At 39.4% G+C, this 17386-nt stretch carries 19 protein-coding genes and 1 tRNA gene; 4 read left to right on the top strand and 16 right to left on the bottom strand.

Annotated features, from left to right (window positions below; translation table 11 throughout):
• Positions 1 to 250 precede the first annotated feature (250 nt).
• Complete coding sequence (locus M5F03_RS07560; RefSeq protein ID WP_249707816.1) at positions 251 to 697, top strand: PaaI family thioesterase; 447 nt, start codon at positions 251 to 253, stop codon at positions 695 to 697.
• Positions 698 to 748: 51 nt separating this feature from the next.
• Here M5F03_RS07560 and M5F03_RS07555 read toward each other — a convergent pair whose 3' ends face one another.
• A complete protein-coding gene (locus M5F03_RS07555) occupies positions 749 to 1207 on the bottom strand; it encodes a hypothetical protein (RefSeq protein WP_180115018.1) in 459 nt (152 codons plus the stop codon).
• A gap of 251 nt (positions 1208 to 1458) precedes the next feature.
• Here M5F03_RS07555 and M5F03_RS07550 point away from each other — a divergent pair.
• Both M5F03_RS07550 and M5F03_RS07545 read left to right on the top strand, forming a co-directional pair.
• Positions 1459 to 1534, top strand: a tRNA-Asn gene (locus tag M5F03_RS07550).
• Positions 1535 to 1622: 88 nt separating this feature from the next.
• On the top strand, positions 1623 to 2696 hold the full coding sequence (locus tag M5F03_RS07545) for a hypothetical protein (protein WP_249707812.1): 1074 nt from the start codon (positions 1623 to 1625) through the stop codon (positions 2694 to 2696).
• A 62-nt stretch (positions 2697 to 2758) separates the two neighbouring features.
• Here M5F03_RS07545 and M5F03_RS07540 read toward each other — a convergent pair whose 3' ends face one another.
• The 12 genes from M5F03_RS07540 to M5F03_RS07485 all read right to left on the bottom strand — a co-directional run bounded on the left by M5F03_RS07540 (position 2759) and on the right by M5F03_RS07485 (position 12979).
• Positions 2759 to 3583 carry a DUF4198 domain-containing protein gene (locus tag M5F03_RS07540; protein WP_249707811.1) on the bottom strand — a complete coding sequence of 275 codons (825 nt, stop codon included), beginning with the start codon at positions 3581 to 3583 and terminating at the stop codon, positions 2759 to 2761.
• Between the two features lie 136 nt (positions 3584 to 3719).
• Entirely contained in the window at positions 3720 to 4373 is a 654-nt protein-coding gene (locus tag M5F03_RS07535; protein ID WP_078191997.1) for a MiaE family protein, read from the bottom strand.
• 16 nt (positions 4374 to 4389) lie between these two features.
• Positions 4390 to 5115 carry a pyridoxine 5'-phosphate synthase gene (gene pdxJ, locus M5F03_RS07530; protein ID WP_249707810.1) on the bottom strand — a complete coding sequence of 242 codons (726 nt, stop codon included), beginning with the start codon at positions 5113 to 5115 and terminating at the stop codon, positions 4390 to 4392.
• A 9-nt stretch (positions 5116 to 5124) separates the two neighbouring features.
• Positions 5125 to 5841: a DNA repair protein RecO gene (gene recO, locus M5F03_RS07525; protein ID WP_180126509.1), complete on the bottom strand. Its 717-nt coding sequence runs from the start codon at positions 5839 to 5841 to the stop codon at positions 5125 to 5127.
• Between the two features lie 8 nt (positions 5842 to 5849).
• Positions 5850 to 6044: an NF038104 family lipoprotein gene (locus M5F03_RS07520; protein WP_078192000.1), complete on the bottom strand. Its 195-nt coding sequence runs from the start codon at positions 6042 to 6044 to the stop codon at positions 5850 to 5852.
• A 31-nt stretch (positions 6045 to 6075) separates the two neighbouring features.
• Positions 6076 to 7104: a GTPase Era gene (era, locus tag M5F03_RS07515; RefSeq protein ID WP_067765139.1), complete on the bottom strand. Its 1029-nt coding sequence runs from the start codon at positions 7102 to 7104 to the stop codon at positions 6076 to 6078.
• Positions 7104 to 7802: a ribonuclease III gene (gene rnc, locus M5F03_RS07510; RefSeq protein WP_111883979.1), complete on the bottom strand. Its 699-nt coding sequence runs from the start codon at positions 7800 to 7802 to the stop codon at positions 7104 to 7106. The genes era and rnc overlap by 1 nt, the downstream gene beginning before the upstream one ends.
• Entirely contained in the window at positions 7774 to 8145 is a 372-nt protein-coding gene (locus tag M5F03_RS07505) for a DUF4845 domain-containing protein (protein WP_078192003.1), read from the bottom strand. The genes rnc and M5F03_RS07505 overlap by 29 nt, the downstream gene beginning before the upstream one ends.
• A 20-nt stretch (positions 8146 to 8165) precedes the next feature.
• Positions 8166 to 8993, bottom strand: coding sequence for a signal peptidase I (lepB, locus tag M5F03_RS07500; protein ID WP_180156028.1), 828 nt, complete (start codon positions 8991 to 8993; stop codon positions 8166 to 8168).
• Between the two features lie 21 nt (positions 8994 to 9014).
• The gene (gene lepA / locus M5F03_RS07495) at positions 9015 to 10832 is read right to left on the bottom strand and encodes a translation elongation factor 4 (RefSeq protein WP_111883977.1); all 1818 of its coding nucleotides are present in this window, start codon (positions 10830 to 10832) and stop codon (positions 9015 to 9017) included.
• 195 nt (positions 10833 to 11027) lie between these two features.
• Positions 11028 to 11477: an acyl-CoA thioesterase gene (locus M5F03_RS07490; RefSeq protein ID WP_249707808.1), complete on the bottom strand. Its 450-nt coding sequence runs from the start codon at positions 11475 to 11477 to the stop codon at positions 11028 to 11030.
• Positions 11478 to 11596: 119 nt separating this feature from the next.
• Positions 11597 to 12979, bottom strand: coding sequence for a Do family serine endopeptidase (locus tag M5F03_RS07485; RefSeq protein ID WP_111883975.1), 1383 nt, complete (start codon positions 12977 to 12979; stop codon positions 11597 to 11599).
• Positions 12980 to 13208: 229 nt separating this feature from the next.
• On the opposite strand from M5F03_RS07485, the gene nadB reads away from it, so the two are divergent.
• The gene (gene nadB / locus M5F03_RS07480; protein ID WP_249707805.1) at positions 13209 to 14855 is read left to right on the top strand and encodes an L-aspartate oxidase; all 1647 of its coding nucleotides are present in this window, start codon (positions 13209 to 13211) and stop codon (positions 14853 to 14855) included.
• A 54-nt stretch (positions 14856 to 14909) separates the two neighbouring features.
• On the opposite strand, the gene M5F03_RS07475 is transcribed toward nadB, so the two are convergent.
• The 3 genes from M5F03_RS07475 to M5F03_RS07465 form a co-directional block, all read right to left on the bottom strand.
• Positions 14910 to 15776 carry an arginase family protein gene (locus M5F03_RS07475; RefSeq protein WP_249707803.1) on the bottom strand — a complete coding sequence of 289 codons (867 nt, stop codon included), beginning with the start codon at positions 15774 to 15776 and terminating at the stop codon, positions 14910 to 14912.
• A gap of 11 nt (positions 15777 to 15787) precedes the next feature.
• Positions 15788 to 16744, bottom strand: a complete 957-nt coding sequence (locus M5F03_RS07470; RefSeq protein ID WP_249707801.1) for a hypothetical protein — start codon at positions 16742 to 16744, stop codon at positions 15788 to 15790.
• 195 nt (positions 16745 to 16939) lie between these two features.
• The gene (locus tag M5F03_RS07465) at positions 16940 to 17359 is read right to left on the bottom strand and encodes a PaaI family thioesterase (RefSeq protein WP_180076822.1); all 420 of its coding nucleotides are present in this window, start codon (positions 17357 to 17359) and stop codon (positions 16940 to 16942) included.
• Positions 17360 to 17386 lie beyond the last annotated feature (27 nt).

Here is a 17386-nt window from a genome sequence, read left to right as displayed (position 1 = left end):
CAAATAAATCAAAAGCATAAAAGGAATTTCCAGCACAAAATTGGCTAAACAACTTGTCATTTGACAACTTTGATAAAACCTATCTCTCTTATAGCAACGAATAGCTCTATCTATCATCGTACTACACATATAAGTCTTACCAAATCGACTCTTCATTTCATTCTATTTAATTGACGCATCTGCTGTTTTTTGTTTTATTAATAATCAAGTTCCAAAAAGGAACTAAAAACTTAGTAAAAGAAAAAGCACAATGAACCCAAAAGAAATGACTGGACTGCAACTTCTACAAGCCATGTGTGCAGGGAAAATTCCTCCTGCAAGTATTAGCGAAACTATTCCTATGCAGCCTTATGAAGTATCTGAGGGAAGTATTAGCTTTAAGGCTAAAGCAGATGCACGACACTTAAATCCGCTAGGCGACGTGCATGGTGGCTTTGCTGCTACCGTACTCGATTCTGTGACAGGTTGTGCCATTCACACCTTATTAGAGGCTGGTGTGGGTTATGGCACCATCGACTTAAATATTAAAATGTGTCGTCCGATCCCAAAGAATGTTGAACTTACTGCTATAGGAACAGTCATTAATATCAGTAAAAATTTAGGGATTTCTGAAGGGAAAATTATTGATGACAATGGCAAACTTTATGCACATGCAACTGCAACTGCAACTGCAACTTGCATGATTATACGTCCTTAATATTTTTATTTTTCTGCTCGCAATTCAATGCGAGCAGATGATGATTCAAACTTAAATTGCTGAATGTAAGGCGCGAATTAATTGGCCTTCGCTTAGATCAATGCGATTACTGCCCTTTTGAAAGCAGTAATATTTTAAAGCACTATCTAACTCAACACGAAGTTCCCGTTGTTCTGAAATAGACCATACTTTAGAACGATTTGAGCCTGATAATGCATTACCTGCCAATTGGTATAAATACAAGTCTTGCTTGCGTTGCAAAGGCACACGACGACCATCATCTTGATGTTCAAAACGTAAATGACATGGCGCGTTGATCAACCATTTTTCACTAAACCACAGTTGTAATAAATCACCCAATGCCAAGTCACGTCGACCCAAAGGCCAAACGTCAACGTATGCACCTTCGACAGGTGTTTGATATTGCTCTTGATTACTGATAATAGAAAGATAGTTTTCTTGATAAAAAGTAAAGTTTGAAAAAATCTGAGAAATAGTCAGCGTATTCATTCGCTTTCTCCTGTTTAGCCATTTTAGTGCTGGCAAGTTGGGTTTAAATCCACACTGTTTAAACATATGTTTAAACGCTCTTTTGTTGTATTCAGACTATCAATTGAATTTTTTCTTTGCAAGCCTAAGATTCATTTTTTCTAAAAAATCCTTTTTTTTGTTCAAATAAAAAACATCTATCACGCATTTCTCCTCATATTGGTATTTTTAGCTTGACCCTCTTCAAAATCTGCTTATAATCGCATTCAGATTCTCCAATAGCTCAGTCGGTAGAGCGACGGACTGTTAATCCGCAGGTCCCTGGTTCGAGCCCAGGTTGGAGAGCCAAATTCTAAAGCCCATTTATTTAAATGGGCTTTTTTAATGCCTATGATTTACATATAATCTATAAGTCATTGTCATTAAAATAAAAAAAATGTTCATTCAAGTTGATGCAGAATCAAATAAAACTGCCTTAAAACACTATCTCACTGCATTCATTTTTCTTTTAATTTTTATCAGCCCATTTGCAATTTATTTGGTGAGCTGCACACCCGAAAGTGAAATTGAGCAACATTTCAAAACACCACCCAATTTATATAATAGCGAATCCAACACCCTTCTTGACAGCAAGCTACAATGGTTGATTCCACCTCAGCAGTTTCAAAATCACAATACTATTCCCGAAATATCTGAATCTGTATTGAACGATATGACAGAAGGACTATATTGGTCAAGCACACCGATTACGCTGCAAAACCACTCTGATCAGCTATATGTTCATATCGATTTTGCAGGTCAGCAACAAATACGAAAAGATCTTGAAATTTCGGTACTTCCGTTATGCATTGTTAACGAAAAAGAAACACCATGTATGAAAGCTGGATTAAATGCAAGTGGACAACTTTTTAACATCTCAACTCAAAAAAATACGCAATATCGCACATTGGAGACCAATAAATCTTGGATCTTTTATGGCCATGATTTCCAAGAAAATTATATTATTCCACCACAAGCCACTCTCAAATTTTTAGTTAAAGCCAACATCCCTAAATACTTAACCCTGCAATGGCTTCGCCTAAGTATCAGTACCAGCCCCATTGTTGAGAAACAGCAAAATTTTATGCTCATAGCGCAAAAGAATATGAAAATAAAATATGTACTTGCACTATTACCACTCTTCATATTCGCTTTGATGCACATTTTTCAAGGGTTTGAAAGCCTTCGTAATTTATCTATCGGCGCACTTTCAGCACTTTTATTTGTAATCAACACCATCATTTGGGATATCCACTATATGGTGATTGGTTGTCTGATTTTATGTTTTGCAAGTGTCTGTTATTGTTTTGAGAGCCGATATTATCGATTGCTTTATTTAACGGGTTATTTACTAATTGCAGGCTATTCGCAGCAATATTATGGCGGTTTTAATAAACACTTTTTCGCTCAAACCAGTTTAATTTTATTGATAGGTTTATCGATGTTTTATCTTGAACCTAAAGATAGCTAAATCATTTTCATAAAAAAGCTCTGCAAATCGCAGAGCTTTTTCTCATTTAACTACCCTTCGCTTTAGATCACATTAAAACTCAAAGTATATTTATATCGTTTTAATGCGTCTCCCTTCATTTCAAAAGGCTGCTGATAGTCAATTTTCAGTAAATACTGACCACGATCTGCTAGATTAAAATTTAAGTTTCCATCTTGATCAGTTTTAAGCGTTTTATAAACCTTTCCTTCACGGCTGTAATCCGTCGTTTGCTGCAAAATTTCAATCTGCAAACCCGCAACCGCTTTTTTCTGATCTAGCACTTTCAGTTGTACTGACTCATTTTGCATAATGGCATTCGGATGAGTTTTAAATTGCACATCAAAACCATCATGTAAATGATTCACCACATGTGTAGACGTTACACGGCGCGATACAAAAGTTTCAATGATTTCTTGGGTTTGAATACTTTTGATTTGCGACTTTTTAGTCAACTCGGCTGTATAAATGACATTTGCATTCGCAGTTTTTTGAGGATCACGTACACCATTGATTAACGCTTTCCACTGCTTTTGATCATAAGCAAAACGCGCTGTACTTCCCTGCTTTTCACCACGAATACGATACGTGCCATCCTGCTTATTTTCTAAACTATAACTGCTGACTGTTTGAGTTTTTGCCCAATCGGCATCTGTTAGATGCAGCCTTTCACCTGACGGTGTATGTACATGGAAATTAAAATTTTTAATGGCTATTTCAGAAACAAACGGATTGTCATAAAAACCAGAAAGAATGGCACTATGATTATTAAATGTTTGATAGTTTAATGGCGCTACATAAGGATAATGCGCTTCAGCCTGACCAACCGCACACAAAGCGATACAGAGTAAAGTGAATTGTAATTTCATATTGAATAAGTGAGCTTAAATTGTTTGATTCATAGAGATCGTTTCATTTTAGATTCACCCAAGACAATTGTAAATAATTCTTATTATCGTTTATTTTAAGTGCATAAAAAATCCCCCATTTTGGAGGATTATTTTATCAAGCTGCTTTGACTGGCACACCACTATGAAAGCGGAATAAATCATCTGGGCTGCTAATCAGATTTTTTTCAACTTCACGAATATGCTCAATACGCATCTGAATATCTTCTTTCGGGTTCTTTAGCTTATTGGTCGTCGCCACATCCATGGCCAATGCTAAATAGTCCTCATAATGGCGTGATTCAGACTTTAGCAAATAGCGGTAGTACCGCCCCAACTCTTCATCCACATGTGGTGCAAGCGCATAGAAACGCTCACATGACCGTGCTTCAACAAATGCGCCAATCACCAAGATATCAATTAACGCTTCTGGCTCGTAAGTCCGCACTTCTTTACGTAGACCACCTGCATACCGACCAGCACTGATTGCAGTCCATTCCTGACCACGTTTTGCCATCAGTTCCAGCACTTGCTCATAGTGCAGCATTTCTTCACGTACTAGCTGTGCCAGTTTGATTTGTAAATCCGAGAAAAAACTATAACGAAACATCAAATTCATTGCTGTACTTGCTGCTTTCTTTTCACAATTGGCATGATCCTGCATCAGGATATCCAAATTATTTAAAGCTTCATCTAGCCATGCTTTTGGTGTTTCACACCCCAAGAAGCCAATGACTGGCTTCATTAGGGCATCATAATCAATATTTGACATATACTTTACTTAAAAATTAACGTGCGGCTTTAATCGCAGCTTTCATTTGTTTTACAGACTGTGCCAATCCAATAAATACAGCATCAGCAATAATCGAGTGACCAATATTCAATTCATGAATTTGCGCAATGCGCGCAATCGGAGTGACATTGTCAATATTTAAGCCATGGCCAGCATTCACAATCAATCCTTTAGATGCCGCATATTCAGCACCTCGAATAATACGTTCCAGCTCTGCTTTCTGCGCTTCAGGTGTTTCAGCATCTGCATATGCACCTGTATGCAACTCAATCGTAGGCGCACCACAGGCAATCGCTGCATCAATTTGAGCAAAGTCAGCATCAATAAATAATGAAACTTCGCAACCAATCGCCACGAGTGCTTGAGTCGCGTTTTTTACATCTTCAAAATGCCCAACCACATCTAGACCGCCTTCAGTCGTGACTTCTTCACGCTTTTCAGGAACAAAGCATACATGATGCGGCTGAATCTCTTTGGCAAATTCAACCATTTCATTGGTCACTGCCATTTCAAGGTTCATATGGGTTTTTAATACAGAACGCATACGACGTACATCATCATCTTTAATATGGCGACGATCTTCACGTAAATGCAGCGTAATCCCTTCCGCCCCCGCTTGCTCACAAATAATTGCGGCATTCACAGGATCTGGATAAGTTGTCCCACGTGCATTTCGTAGTGTTGCCACATGGTCAATATTTACACCAAGCAAAGCTGCCATAATTCTTTCCTAATGACGTTGAGTTTGATAATTCTGTATCCACAATTGACGACTTTTTAATGGACGATCGCCAAGCAAGGAAGTAATCATTTGTCGGTACAACTTAGACAGTAATTGTAACTGTTCAGAATTAAATTCCCCACCTTTTTCATAATCACACATACTTAAAATATGTTGACCTGACAATGTTGCGCGTGAGGCTTTAATGACAGGTTGAAAACCTTCGTTTAAATGAAATTGATAATTTTCATGAGGCTGAATTTGCTGTTGATTTGCATCAGTTGAAAAATCCAACGCAAAACCCAACTCTTCAAGCAGCACATGCTCAAATTGTCTAAGGATTTGCCGTAAGAATAGATCAGGGTTGGCCTGGACAGACATGCATTGAAGTTGTTCCAAGGTGTGTGCATATTGAGCAAATGTCTCATGCATCTCAACCTCTAACGGACATAGCCTCAATAAGACTTCATTTAGATAAAATCCTGAAAAAAAAGCATCCCCAAAAAAGAAAATCGGTTGATTTACAATTTCGAGTTTACTAAAGTTTTTAAGTTCGGACTTACCAGATGCTTGCAAGCAAATTGGTTGATACTGGGGAGGTGGCGTTTGCCTGAGAATACCATCAATTCGACCATGCTCCTGAGTAAACAAGTGCACAATATGACTTTTTTCACGATATTTACGATGGTGAATTAAATAACCATGCAGTATCTCATTACGCATGATTTGAAATATTAATCCTTGTCTTTCTTTTTCTTGTCGTCTTCATCTTCATCCCCATCTGGAATGACTGCACCCACAACTGCAGCAGTACCTTTAACCACGCCTTTTGTGGTTTTATAAGCCACTTTGACAGGAACAGTAACGATTTTATGAATACACCCTTGTAGAAACAAAACACATGCAACTACGGCCAATACTTTCATCATTACTCTTCCCTCAAAGTTTGTTATTTAACGATTAGATATCGCTATAACCTAAGCTTTTCAATGCACGTTCATCATCAGACCAACCACCTTTGACTTTCACCCAAAGCGTCAACATGATCTTTTGCTCGAACATTTTTTCCATATCTACACGTGCATCCATACCGATTTTCTTCAGTTTGGCACCCTTCTCACCAATAACAATGGCTTTTTGGCCAGAGCGATCGACAAAAATCGTCGCATCAATATAGGTACACGCCGCTTTAGGACGACCAGTTTTTGGATTAACTGTTGCTTCTTCTGTTTTAAACGACTCAATTTGAACGGTTAGATCATAAGGAAGCTCTTCCCCCAATTGACGCATGATTTTTTCACGGATAATTTCAGAGGCAAGGAAACGCTCTGAACGATCAGTCAATTGCTCAAGTGAATACAGTGGTGGTTGGAATGGTAAATATTTCTCAATCGTGCTGCGCAAATGATCTAAATTTGCACCACGTAATGCTGATACAGGAACAATTTCTGCAAAATTCATTAATTTTGCACGCTCTTGTATCAATGGTAATGCATGGTTTTTATTCTCTAGTGTATCAATTTTATTGATCACAAGAATCACTGGCATATCGGCATTTTTTAGCTTTTCTAACACTAAATCATCATTCTGTGTCCATTTGTCTGCATCAATCACAAACAAAACTAAGTTCACATCACGAAGTGCAGAATGTGCCGCACGGTTCATCATTTTATTGATGGCACGGACTTCTTTTTTGTGCATCCCAGGGGTATCTACAAATACCGCTTGAGATTTTTCGCGTGAGTCAATACCCACAATTTTATGACGTGTGGTCTGTGGTTTACGAGAGGTAATGGAAAGTTTTTGACCCAAAATATGGTTCATCAACGTTGATTTACCCACGTTTGGACGACCAACAATCGCCACAAACCCACTTTTAAAATCGGCTGGAATTTCAGTGCCTTGTGCACTAAAAAACTGACTAATTAAATCGTTACTGTCGCCTTGCGACTCGTGATCAGCATCTACGTGATCGGAATGAGTAGTCATTAAGACTTTTTCTCCAAAATTTCTAAGATTTCTGCCGCTACTGCCTGTTCAGCAAAGCGACGGCTTGAACCTTCACCGTATTTAACAGGGAGCCCTTCAACTGTACATTCAACTTTAAAATGTTGGTTCGGAGCATCACCCTGAATATCTACAACCTCGTAAACCGGGAGAGGTTTTTTACGTGCTTGTAAATACTCTTGCAAACGTGATTTAGGATCTTTCAGTTGATCAGTTGGTTCAATATGATCTAAATATGGCACATACCATTTAAGAACAATCGGTTCCAGAATTTTTAAATCCTGACAATCGACATAGATTGCACCAATGATCGATTCAACGGTATCCGCAAGTATAGACTCACGATGATGACCGCCAGATTTCAACTCACCTGTACTCAAGATTAATTCTTGACTGAGTTTTAAGTCATTGGCAATTTTTCCTAGCGCTTCCTGACGAACCAGTGTCGCACGCATACGCGTTAGACGCCCTTCATTTTCATGCGGGTAGGCATGGTACAGATAATTGGCAATTATCATACCCAATAATGAATCGCCCAGATATTCTAGGCGTTCATAATTGTATTTATGGCTCACCGATCGGTGGGTCAAGGCCAGTTGTAACAATTCAGGTTGTTTAAACTGATAACCGATACGACTTGCTAAACGAGCTTCATTTAGCTTGGACTGAGCTTTGATCAAAACTTTTCTCGAACTTCAACACAATATCAATATTCAATAAGAAAGGTTTTCTTATTTCATAATCTGTTTTCACTTGTAGACCATCTACATTAGTGACTTGAGCAATATCTTTAAAATTTAAATCACGTACACCATTCATATCTAAACGCTGTGACATTTGTGACTCAAACTTACTCGGAGCAATATTTTTAGGACTGCTCTTCATCAATTCTTCAATTTCATTGTTGACGAGACGATCGTCAACATACGGTCCCCAAACCGCAATTAAAGCTTTAGCTAAAAAAGCGAAACCAATCACAGCAATTAAAATTGCAATATAAGACGTTCCCCGTTGATGTCTCATTTTATTTTCCTGATGTAAGACTAATCAATACTGCCATTACGACTAAATGAAGGCAGTTTTAAACCAGGTTCCTTATGCATCCACTTGTAAAAAGCACGTCCAGTGAGGTTTTCTTCAGGCACAAAGCCCCAAAAACGACTATCCGCACTTTGATCACGATTATCCCCCATCGCGAAATAGTGACCCTCAGGAACCTTAACTTCCCAATATAAACCATTTTCTGTTGAATATTTACCATTTTCAACATAGTTGATAAATGGTGCTTGGCGCGCAACATTGACGCCTTCAAGCTCACGCATGGTAAACGTATGCTTACCCATGGTTTCTTTATGATAAATCGATGCAGGTGTATCGAGTTGATCTTTTTCACGGCTAAATTCTACAGGAACTTTTGCCACCTTTTGACCATTCACACTCAGTTGACCATGATCATAAATAATATGATCACCTGGTAAACCGACCACACGTTTAATATAGCTAATGGTTGGTTGTGGTGGATAACGGAATACAATGACATCACCACGCTCAGGCTCACCAACATCAATAATTTTTTTATTAATAATAGGTAATCGTACGCCATACTGATATTTATTCACCACAATAAAATCACCTGTTTCTAAGGTTGGAACCATAGAGTCAGATGGAATATTAAATGGCTCATATAAGAATGAACGCATCACCAAAACTATCGCTAGAATCGGCCAGAAATCATAAGCCCATGCGATAACGACATTTTCATTCCCTTTACCTTTGGTCTGCCGTTGCTTCCAGACAAACTTATCCAACAGCCAAATTAAGAAAAAAATGACTGTGGCAGGAACAAGGATCAAATTAAAGTCAAAATCCATGAGCTCATAAACCTCTATTTATTATCTTTCTACTTTCAATACAGCAAGGAACGCTTCTTGTGGGATTTCGACGCTGCCCACTTGTTTCATACGTTTCTTACCTTCTTTTTGTTTCGCAAGAAGTTTCTTCTTACGCGACACGTCACCACCATAACATTTAGCCAAAACGTTTTTACGCATCGCTTTTACAGTTGAACGTGCAATGATTTGTGCACCAATCGCTGCTTGAATAGCCACATCGAACATTTGACGTGGAATTAAATCTTTCATTTTTTCCACAAGTGCAATACCACGATGGCGAGCATCTTGTCGGTGGCAAATCATGGCCAAGGCATCGACCTTTTCACCGTTGATTAACACATCTACCTTAACTAGAGATGAACTCTCAAAACGCACAAAGTTATAATCTAACGATGCAAAACCGCGTGAACATGATTTCAATTTATCAAAGAAATCCATCACTACTTCAGCCATTGGGATTTCAAACGTAATGGCCACTTGGTTCGCCATAAACTTCATATTCTTTTGAACGCCGCGACGTTCAACACATAAAGTCATCACATTACCCAAGTATTCTTGCGGTACTAAAATGTGACATTCAGCAATTGGCTCACGTAAGTCTTCAACTGTTGAACCATCAGGCATTTTAGAAGGACTGTCGATATAAATGGTTTGACCATTTTTCATCACCGCTTCATAAATTACGGTTGGTGCTGAAGAAATCAGGTCCAGATCATACTCACGTTCTAAACGTTCTTGTACAATTTCCATGTGCAGCATACCCAAGAAGCCACAACGAAAGCCAAAACCAAGTGCATCTGAACTTTCAGGTTCAAAGAACAACGCTGAGTCATTAATTTGCAGTTTGTGCAGCGCCTCACGGAACGGTTCAAATTCACTTGAATCGATTGGGAATAAACCTGCATAGACCTGTGGTTTCACTTTTTTGAAACCCGGTAAGCTTTCAACTTCTGGTGTAGTTGCCAAGGTAATCGTATCACCAACTGGAGCACCAAAAATATCTTTAATACCCGCAATCACGAAACCAACTTCACCTGCTTCGAGCATGTCAGTTTCTGTATGTTTAGGATTAAAAATACCTACTGAGGTGATGATGTGCGTTTGACCAGTTGATTTCATCAACATTTTATCGCCTTTACGCACACGACCTTCTTTAATACGAACTAAAGAAACCACGCCCAAATAGTTGTCGAACCAAGAGTCAACAATTAAGGCTTGTAATGGTGCATTACGATCGCCTTCGGGTGCAGGAATGACATTGACTAGTGTTTCAAGCACCCCTTCAATGCCTAGACCGGTTTTAGCTGAACACGTCGGTGCTTCAGTCGCTTCGATGCCAATAATGTCTTCAATTTCTTGAATAACACGCTCTGGCTCTGCTTGCGGCAAATCGATTTTATTTAAAACAGGTAGGACTTCTAAGCCTTGTTCAATTGCTGTATAGCAGTTAGCAACAGACTGGGCTTCTACACCTTGTGCAGCATCGACAACCAATAATGCGCCTTCACATGCAGCAAGTGAACGTGAAACTTCATAAGAAAAGTCAACGTGCCCAGGTGTGTCAATAAAGTTAAGCTGGTATTCTTCACCGTTAGGATGAGTGTAATACAAAGTCACAGACGTAGCTTTAATCGTAATACCACGCTCACGTTCTAATTCCATAGAATCTAGAACCTGTGCCTGCATTTCACGATCTTGCAGGCCACCACAAGTTTGAATAAATCGGTCGGCAAGCGTCGACTTACCATGGTCGATATGCGCAATGATCGAGAAGTTACGAATGTTTTTTATATCAACAGATTTTTTAGCTTGCGCCATGGGCTACCTTGGAAAAATAAAAGCGCTATACATGCAATTCTTTATGCATAGCAAAAGCCGAATAGAAATTGCCGAGGATTATAGCAGATGGATTTTTCAAAGTATCGAAAATAATGCATTGCTTTTATGCTAACCACTTATCCTGCGTGTAGAACTTAACTAGTCTTCGCATTAATATGAGGTTTCAATTAAAACTCAGAGATCATAAGCACTAAAATCAAGCGGATTTATGCTATCTGCGATGGGTTGATAAGCTTGGGTAAATGTTGGCGACATGCGCTTTGGACGGCCTGTAGCAATTTCAATGCATGCCCACTGTGTATTGCCTGTAAATAATATCGCTTTGTCTTTAGGGCGATAAAATACGTACTGCCGAAACGAATACAATGCATTGATATCATTTAGCCAAGTTCGTAAAATAATCTCCTCACCTTCGAGCGCTGCTTTACGATATTGCACATGATGCTCAACAGCGACCATGGCATGCTTCAATTCAATATATTCTTTTAAGCCTAAACCCAAAGCTTCAATATGTGCTGTCGCGACATCTTGCATCCAACTGACGTACACCACGTTATTCACATGATTTAATGCGTCGATATGTTCAGCTTGAACTGTAATTTTTAAATCAAAGATATCGCTCATAGCGTCCTGCAAATTTTAAATTGTGGCCCACAGTCTACCCATTTTTAGCTAAGGGTGAATTGCAAAAACGCTAAAGTTAAAAAACCACTCGCTTGGAGTGGTTTTCATTTAGTAACTCATTACTGAATACGCATGCCCACAATCGCACGCTGTCCCTGACGAATCAAAGAAACACGTGCAATGCTACCATTTTTCAACTCAGAAATAACTTTCACAAAATCTTCAGCATTGTTTACGACTTTATTATTAACTTGGGTGACAACATCCCCCGGCTGAATTCGTGCTTGTGAAGCTATACCTCCTGCACGTACATCTTGAATTAAGACACCGCCTTTTAGACTCAGTTGTTTTAATTCATCTGCGTTTAAGTTGCGAATTGACACCCCAATCACTGGACCTTTTTTCACAGATGTCGTTTCAGCTTTTGCAGGCGTATCATCTGGTGCTGTGATCAAGGTTGCTGAAATATTTTGGCGTTTATCATCACGCAGTACTTCAAGCTGAATACTTTGATTTGGACCTGTACGATTAAGATAATTCAGCAGTTCGCCTGTACGTGAAATTGGTGTGCCATTAAACTTCAAAATGACATCACCCACTTTAAAGCCAGCTTTTGCAGCAGGTGAATTTGGTGCAACTTGAGTAATCAAAGAACCTTCTGGTTTTGAAAGGTTATAAGACTCTGCAAGATTACGATCGATATCTTGTAGCATGACGCCTAAATAAGCACGTGTTACCTTGCCGTTTTTCTTTAATTGGTCTGCAACATCCATTGCAACATCAATGGGAATCGAGAACGATAACCCCATATAACCGCCTGTACCACTAAAGATACGAGAATTTACCCCGACCACCTCACCAGACTGATTAAATAATGGACCACCAGAATTACCTGGATTCAATGCCACGTCGGTTTGAATGAATGGAACCGAGGTTTCTCCCATCATATTACGCATTTTAGCACTAACGATTCCTGCCGAAGCTGAATAGTCAAAGCCAAATGGTGAACCAATGGCCAACACTGGCTCACCTACACGTAAACGGTCAACATTGCCTGTGCGTAGCTCAGGAAAATTTGAACCTTTGACCTTTAACAAAGCCACGTCAGTCCGCTCATCACTACCCACAACTGTGGCATCAATTTCACGGCGGTCATTCAGTACGATGGTGACTTTCGAGGCATCTTCTACCACATGGTGATTGGTTAATAGATAACCATCTTTACTAATAAAGAATGCGCTTCCATAACCGGTCTTTTCTTGCGGCATTTTTTGCTGCGGAATAACCACCTGATTACCGAAAAAGCGTCGTAATATTTCTGGGACTTGTTGCTGCAAAAGCTCTTCTTGACTAAGCTTTTTAACCACATTCACGCTTACGACAGCTGGGCTGACTTGTTCAACCAAATTGGAAAAATCAACAGGACCCGCTGCCTGAGTCTGCACGCTAGCAACCGTAAACACAGCTGCATAGAGTCCCTTTTGTAAATACGATTTATTCATTGTTAGCATTCACTCAATTGTGCTTATCATTTGAAATACGTTAGTTTTTATCACAATGCAAGTCTAAGCTTCGTAATAAAATGTTTGATGATTATTTATGATAAACAATCTTAAACATTCCTTAAATATTACAGATCTATGAATATTTTTCATTATTTAGTTAATTTATAGTCATTGCGTTTATAAGAAAAAACAGTTGTGATGATCGGACATTTTTTAAAATTAGCTGATGGACATGTCTAATTTAAACACGACACATCAATTTGATGTGATTATTGTGGGAAGTGGCGGTGCAGGCCTAAGTTTAGCCCTATCGTTACCAGATCATTTTAATATTGCTGTTTTAGCTAAATCGACGCTGACGGATGCCAGTACATATTATGCCCAAGGTGGTGTTGCTGCCGTCCTCGATAAAACAGATTCTATCGAACAACATATCAATGACACCATGATTGCCGGTGCGCATTTATGTGAAATGGCAGCGGTAAAACAAACCGTTGAAGGTGGTAAATCTTCTGTCGATTTTCTACTGAATCAGGGTGTGCAATTTACTTTAGACGACCAAGAACAGTTACATCTGACACGTGAAGGTGGTCACTCTCACCGGCGGATTATCCATGCAGCAGATGCCACAGGTCGTGCTATTTCCACAACATTGGTTGAACGTGCGCAAGAAAAAGCCAATATTCATATTTTTGAAAATTTTATTGCAATCGATTTAATCACCGCACAAAAATTAAATCCTGAAACTGAAAACCGTGCTCTCGGTCTGTATGCTTTAGATGAAAAAACCGAAAAAGTACATACCTTTTTAGCACCCTTCACTGCCCTTGCCTGTGGTGGTGCCATGAAAGCATATTTATATACATCAAATCCCGACATTGCGACGGGTGATGGTATTGCCATGGCGTATCGTGCAGGCTGCCGTGTTGCCAATATGGAGTTTAACCAATTCCATCCAACCTGTTTATATCATCCTCAAGCTCGCTCTTTCTTAATTACCGAAGCGATGCGTGGCGAAGGTGCCTATTTACGTCTTCCAGATGGTGAACGCTTTATGCTGCGCTTTGATGAGCGTGCCGAATTAGCACCACGCGATATCGTAGCGCGCGCTATTGATTATGAAATCAAACGTCTAGGAATCCGTCATGTTTGGCTTGATATCACCCATAAACCTGCAGAATTTGTCAAAGAACATTTCCCAACATTGTATGCACGCTTAATGGAACTCGGTATTGATATTACCAAAGAAATGATTCCGGTGGTTCCGGCAGCACACTACACCTGTGGTGGCGTTGTGGTTGATGAAAACAGTCAGACCGATATTCCAGGCCTATATGCCATTGGGGAAACCTCTTATACCGGCCTACATGGTGCAAACCGTATGGCGAGTAACTCCTTACTGGAATGTTTCGTCTATGGTATGAGTGCTTCAGCACATATCACATCACAACATCAAGGGACTTATCAGGCGCCTCATGTCCCAGAATGGGATGACTCGCAAGTGACCAACCCTGATGAAGACGTGGTGATTTTGCAAAATTGGGACGAGCTTCGCCAAACCATGTGGAACTACGTGGGTATTGTCAGAACGACCAAGCGCCTCCAACGTGCCCTACACCGCATTGAAATGCTTAAGCGTGAAATCACCGAGTATTACCAAGATTACCAAGTCAGTAAAAATCTGATTGAACTCCGTAACTTAGTACTGGTATCAGAAATGATTGTGCGCTGTGCAATGGAGCGTAAAGAGTCTCGTGGTCTGCATTTCACTTTAGACTATCCTGAACAAGCAGACGAACTACGTAAAACGGTGTTAAGTCCACCCGATTTCACGGTTGATTGCCCTGTAGTTAATACTGAGTTAGTCTCTTAAAACTTTTAAATTAAAAAAGAAGCCGCACATGATGTCGGCTTTTTTTTGATTTTACTACCCATAAATATGTAATGCCGCTTTGAAAGTTTCTAAGTGCAGATTTACAAGATCATTCATATTTTGATAGCCCCCAGCCAATACAAACATCAGCGGAATATCTGCACGTTTAGCCAAGTTAAAGACCATTTCTTCACGTTTTTGTATCAAAGCGGTGCTAAACCATGATGAGCCAAAAGGGTCAGCTTGATGACAATCCATCCCTGCTTGATAAATAATTAAATCTGCACCCCATGCTTTGGCATGCTGTATTCCCTCATGTATAGCCAAAGTATATTGTGCAAAATTTCCACGATCTTTATGCACATGCCGAGTTAAAGAACGTTCATAAGTAGGACAACCAAAACGTAGCCCATAAATACTAAAGTTAAAAAGGTTCTCTAAGCGTCTAGTAAACTCAGCTGTACCATTCCCCCCATGTTGATCGCAATCGAGTACAAAGATTTTTTTATTCGGATTCTGCTGTGCCACCAAAGCCAAACCATTGAATGTGCAAAATGATCCGCCATATTCATACACTGCATGATGAAAACCCTGTGCAACATTTGCTGCAATGCCTTTTTGCAAAGCCATTTCTGCTGCCATCAACTGCCCTGCATTGATTCTCAGCACTGCATCTCGAAGCTGAGTATTCCAAGGCTTAAAACCTGAAAAGGTCGCAAGCTTAGTGGGCTGCCCTGTCATAAATGCGTCCACATAAACAGGATCATGCACTTGGCTTAAAATTTCAGCGTCGATACACTCAGGCTCATGTATTCTGATGTTCTGCCATTGTTCTAAAGCTGTTCCAACCGCCAATAATTTTTCCATACTATTGGTATGGGTATGAGCAAAATATTTTGGCGAAAAGCATACATCTAACATGATGGAAACACTCAAAGTTGCGCTATTGCCACATCAATTAATTGCTGAAGCTCAGTCGTACCTGGGCTATACAGACCATTATCCACTTGCTGCTGAAAATGTGTACTGAAGGCACGCTTTCGATTTTGAGGCGACACTGACAAAGTCGTTAAACGTAAAAACCACCACCCAGAAATAGCCTGATAAGGAATCACAAAGCCTTTAAACTCACGATTCCCCCGTTTTTCAACTAATTGTTCTGGATCATAATCGACGGAAAAAAGTGAACCGGCTGGAATACGGACACCATTCATGAGTACAGGTTTCAAGCTGATACAAGAATGGTTATCCCCCATATTTAACTTTTCCATAAATAAGGGCTGACCGTATTCATCTACAAAAATATTAATTTCACCGCTACGAAATACACGTCGATGTGCAATTTTTAAAAAGAAATTTTCAGCCATTGGACAAGAGCCAACTTTTGGCTTTTTAGCCAGTGCTTGCACTTCAACGATTTGGTTTTCAGTTGATGATTTTGGCAAAATCAGATCTTCAATCAAAGAACAAATAAGCTGACTTTCTTCCAAATTTGCATGTTGCTGGATTTGACGCAAACTTTTTTGAAAATGCAATTCTTTCTGTAAAATCTCGTAAAAGTCTGGGGATTGTTTCAATTGCTGAATATTTTGATTTAAATCTAGATGACGCCAACTAGACAAATCTAAATGATAAGCACGACTTTGATCTAAAATTTTGCGTAAACCATGCGTGTCATATTGATCAAAGAGTTTGAGATCTTGAAATTCATGTGATGCACGCGGCAAATTAATATATTCAGCTAATACACGTGTGGCTTGAGTATATCCACAGCCACGTCGTTCTGTTTGATGTGAGTAATGCTCATTCAGCATTTCTGTCAATTTTTCTGACAAAGGATATGCATGCTCCTGAAAGAGCCGAACAACTTCATGTGCAGTAGCAGTCATGTATTTAACCAATCAAATCTGTGATTCAATTATAGATTTAAAATAACACTTATGAGTTAATTGATTTCTACTAAGTTATTGAAATTATGCAAATTAAAATACACTACGCAGAAAATTCACCAACCAATGCACAATTTATTTAGACAGACTGCTGCATTTTAATCCAATCTAATTGATCAACTGCATATTTTCAGTTCAATATCGCTGCGGAGGAATCGAATAGCTACCGGTAATATGAGCCACAGGCTCTTCAACACCCTCTGAATAAACCAATACCTCACCATAAATGATGCTTTTACCGACTTTAAGTAATCGACATTCTCCCCGCAAATCTTTATTCGCCTCAGGCTTCCTTAAAAAGTTAATATTCATACTTGTGGTGACTGCAAGTCCGACAATTCCAATCTCTGCAAGTATTGCCACATACAATGCAAAGTCCGCCAAAGTCATCATAGTCGGGCCTGAAACAGTATTGCCAGGCCGCAAATCTTTTTCAGTCACATGCCAAATTAAAGTGGCAGCCTTTTCACCAACTTCAACGATAGTGCAATGCTTTAAGCTTGGCGCAAATTCAGTCTTAAGGAAATTGATAATCTCCTGTTTTGTAGCATGCATAAAAAATCATCCATAACTTTTGCTATG

The organism is Acinetobacter amyesii, assembly GCF_023499985.1.
GTDB classification, from domain to species: Bacteria; Pseudomonadota; Gammaproteobacteria; order Pseudomonadales; family Moraxellaceae; genus Acinetobacter; species Acinetobacter amyesii.
The sequence above is the reverse complement of the archived record's forward strand: the minus strand, read 5'-3'. Positions and strand labels throughout refer to the sequence as shown.

What these genes read in the sequence shown, in the direction of transcription:
- M5F03_RS07560 (WP_249707816.1), top strand. Translation starts at nt 251, where the DNA reads ATGAACCCAAAAGAAATGACTGGACTGCAACTTCTACAAGCCATGTGT.
- M5F03_RS07555 (WP_180115018.1), bottom strand. Translation starts at nt 1,207, where the DNA reads ATGAATACGCTGACTATTTCTCAGATTTTTTCAAACTTTACTTTTTAT.
- M5F03_RS07545 (WP_249707812.1), top strand. Translation starts at nt 1,623, where the DNA reads ATGTTCATTCAAGTTGATGCAGAATCAAATAAAACTGCCTTAAAACAC.
- M5F03_RS07540 (WP_249707811.1), bottom strand. Translation starts at nt 3,583, where the DNA reads ATGAAATTACAATTCACTTTACTCTGTATCGCTTTGTGTGCGGTTGGT.
- M5F03_RS07535 (WP_078191997.1), bottom strand. Translation starts at nt 4,373, where the DNA reads ATGTCAAATATTGATTATGATGCCCTAATGAAGCCAGTCATTGGCTTC.
- pdxJ (WP_249707810.1), bottom strand. Translation starts at nt 5,115, where the DNA reads ATGGCAGCTTTGCTTGGTGTAAATATTGACCATGTGGCAACACTACGA.
- M5F03_RS07520 (WP_078192000.1), bottom strand. Translation starts at nt 6,044, where the DNA reads ATGATGAAAGTATTGGCCGTAGTTGCATGTGTTTTGTTTCTACAAGGG.
- era (WP_067765139.1), bottom strand. Translation starts at nt 7,104, where the DNA reads ATGACTACTCATTCCGATCACGTAGATGCTGATCACGAGTCGCAAGGC.
- M5F03_RS07505 (WP_078192003.1), bottom strand. Translation starts at nt 8,145, where the DNA reads ATGAGACATCAACGGGGAACGTCTTATATTGCAATTTTAATTGCTGTG.
- lepB (WP_180156028.1), bottom strand. Translation starts at nt 8,993, where the DNA reads ATGGATTTTGACTTTAATTTGATCCTTGTTCCTGCCACAGTCATTTTT.
- lepA (WP_111883977.1), bottom strand. Translation starts at nt 10,832, where the DNA reads ATGGCGCAAGCTAAAAAATCTGTTGATATAAAAAACATTCGTAACTTC.
- M5F03_RS07490 (WP_249707808.1), bottom strand. Translation starts at nt 11,477, where the DNA reads ATGAGCGATATCTTTGATTTAAAAATTACAGTTCAAGCTGAACATATC.
- M5F03_RS07485 (WP_111883975.1), bottom strand. Translation starts at nt 12,979, where the DNA reads ATGAATAAATCGTATTTACAAAAGGGACTCTATGCAGCTGTGTTTACG.
- nadB (WP_249707805.1), top strand. Translation starts at nt 13,209, where the DNA reads ATGGACATGTCTAATTTAAACACGACACATCAATTTGATGTGATTATT.
- M5F03_RS07475 (WP_249707803.1), bottom strand. Translation starts at nt 15,776, where the DNA reads ATGTTAGATGTATGCTTTTCGCCAAAATATTTTGCTCATACCCATACC.
- M5F03_RS07470 (WP_249707801.1), bottom strand. Translation starts at nt 16,744, where the DNA reads ATGACTGCTACTGCACATGAAGTTGTTCGGCTCTTTCAGGAGCATGCA.
- M5F03_RS07465 (WP_180076822.1), bottom strand. Translation starts at nt 17,359, where the DNA reads ATGCATGCTACAAAACAGGAGATTATCAATTTCCTTAAGACTGAATTT.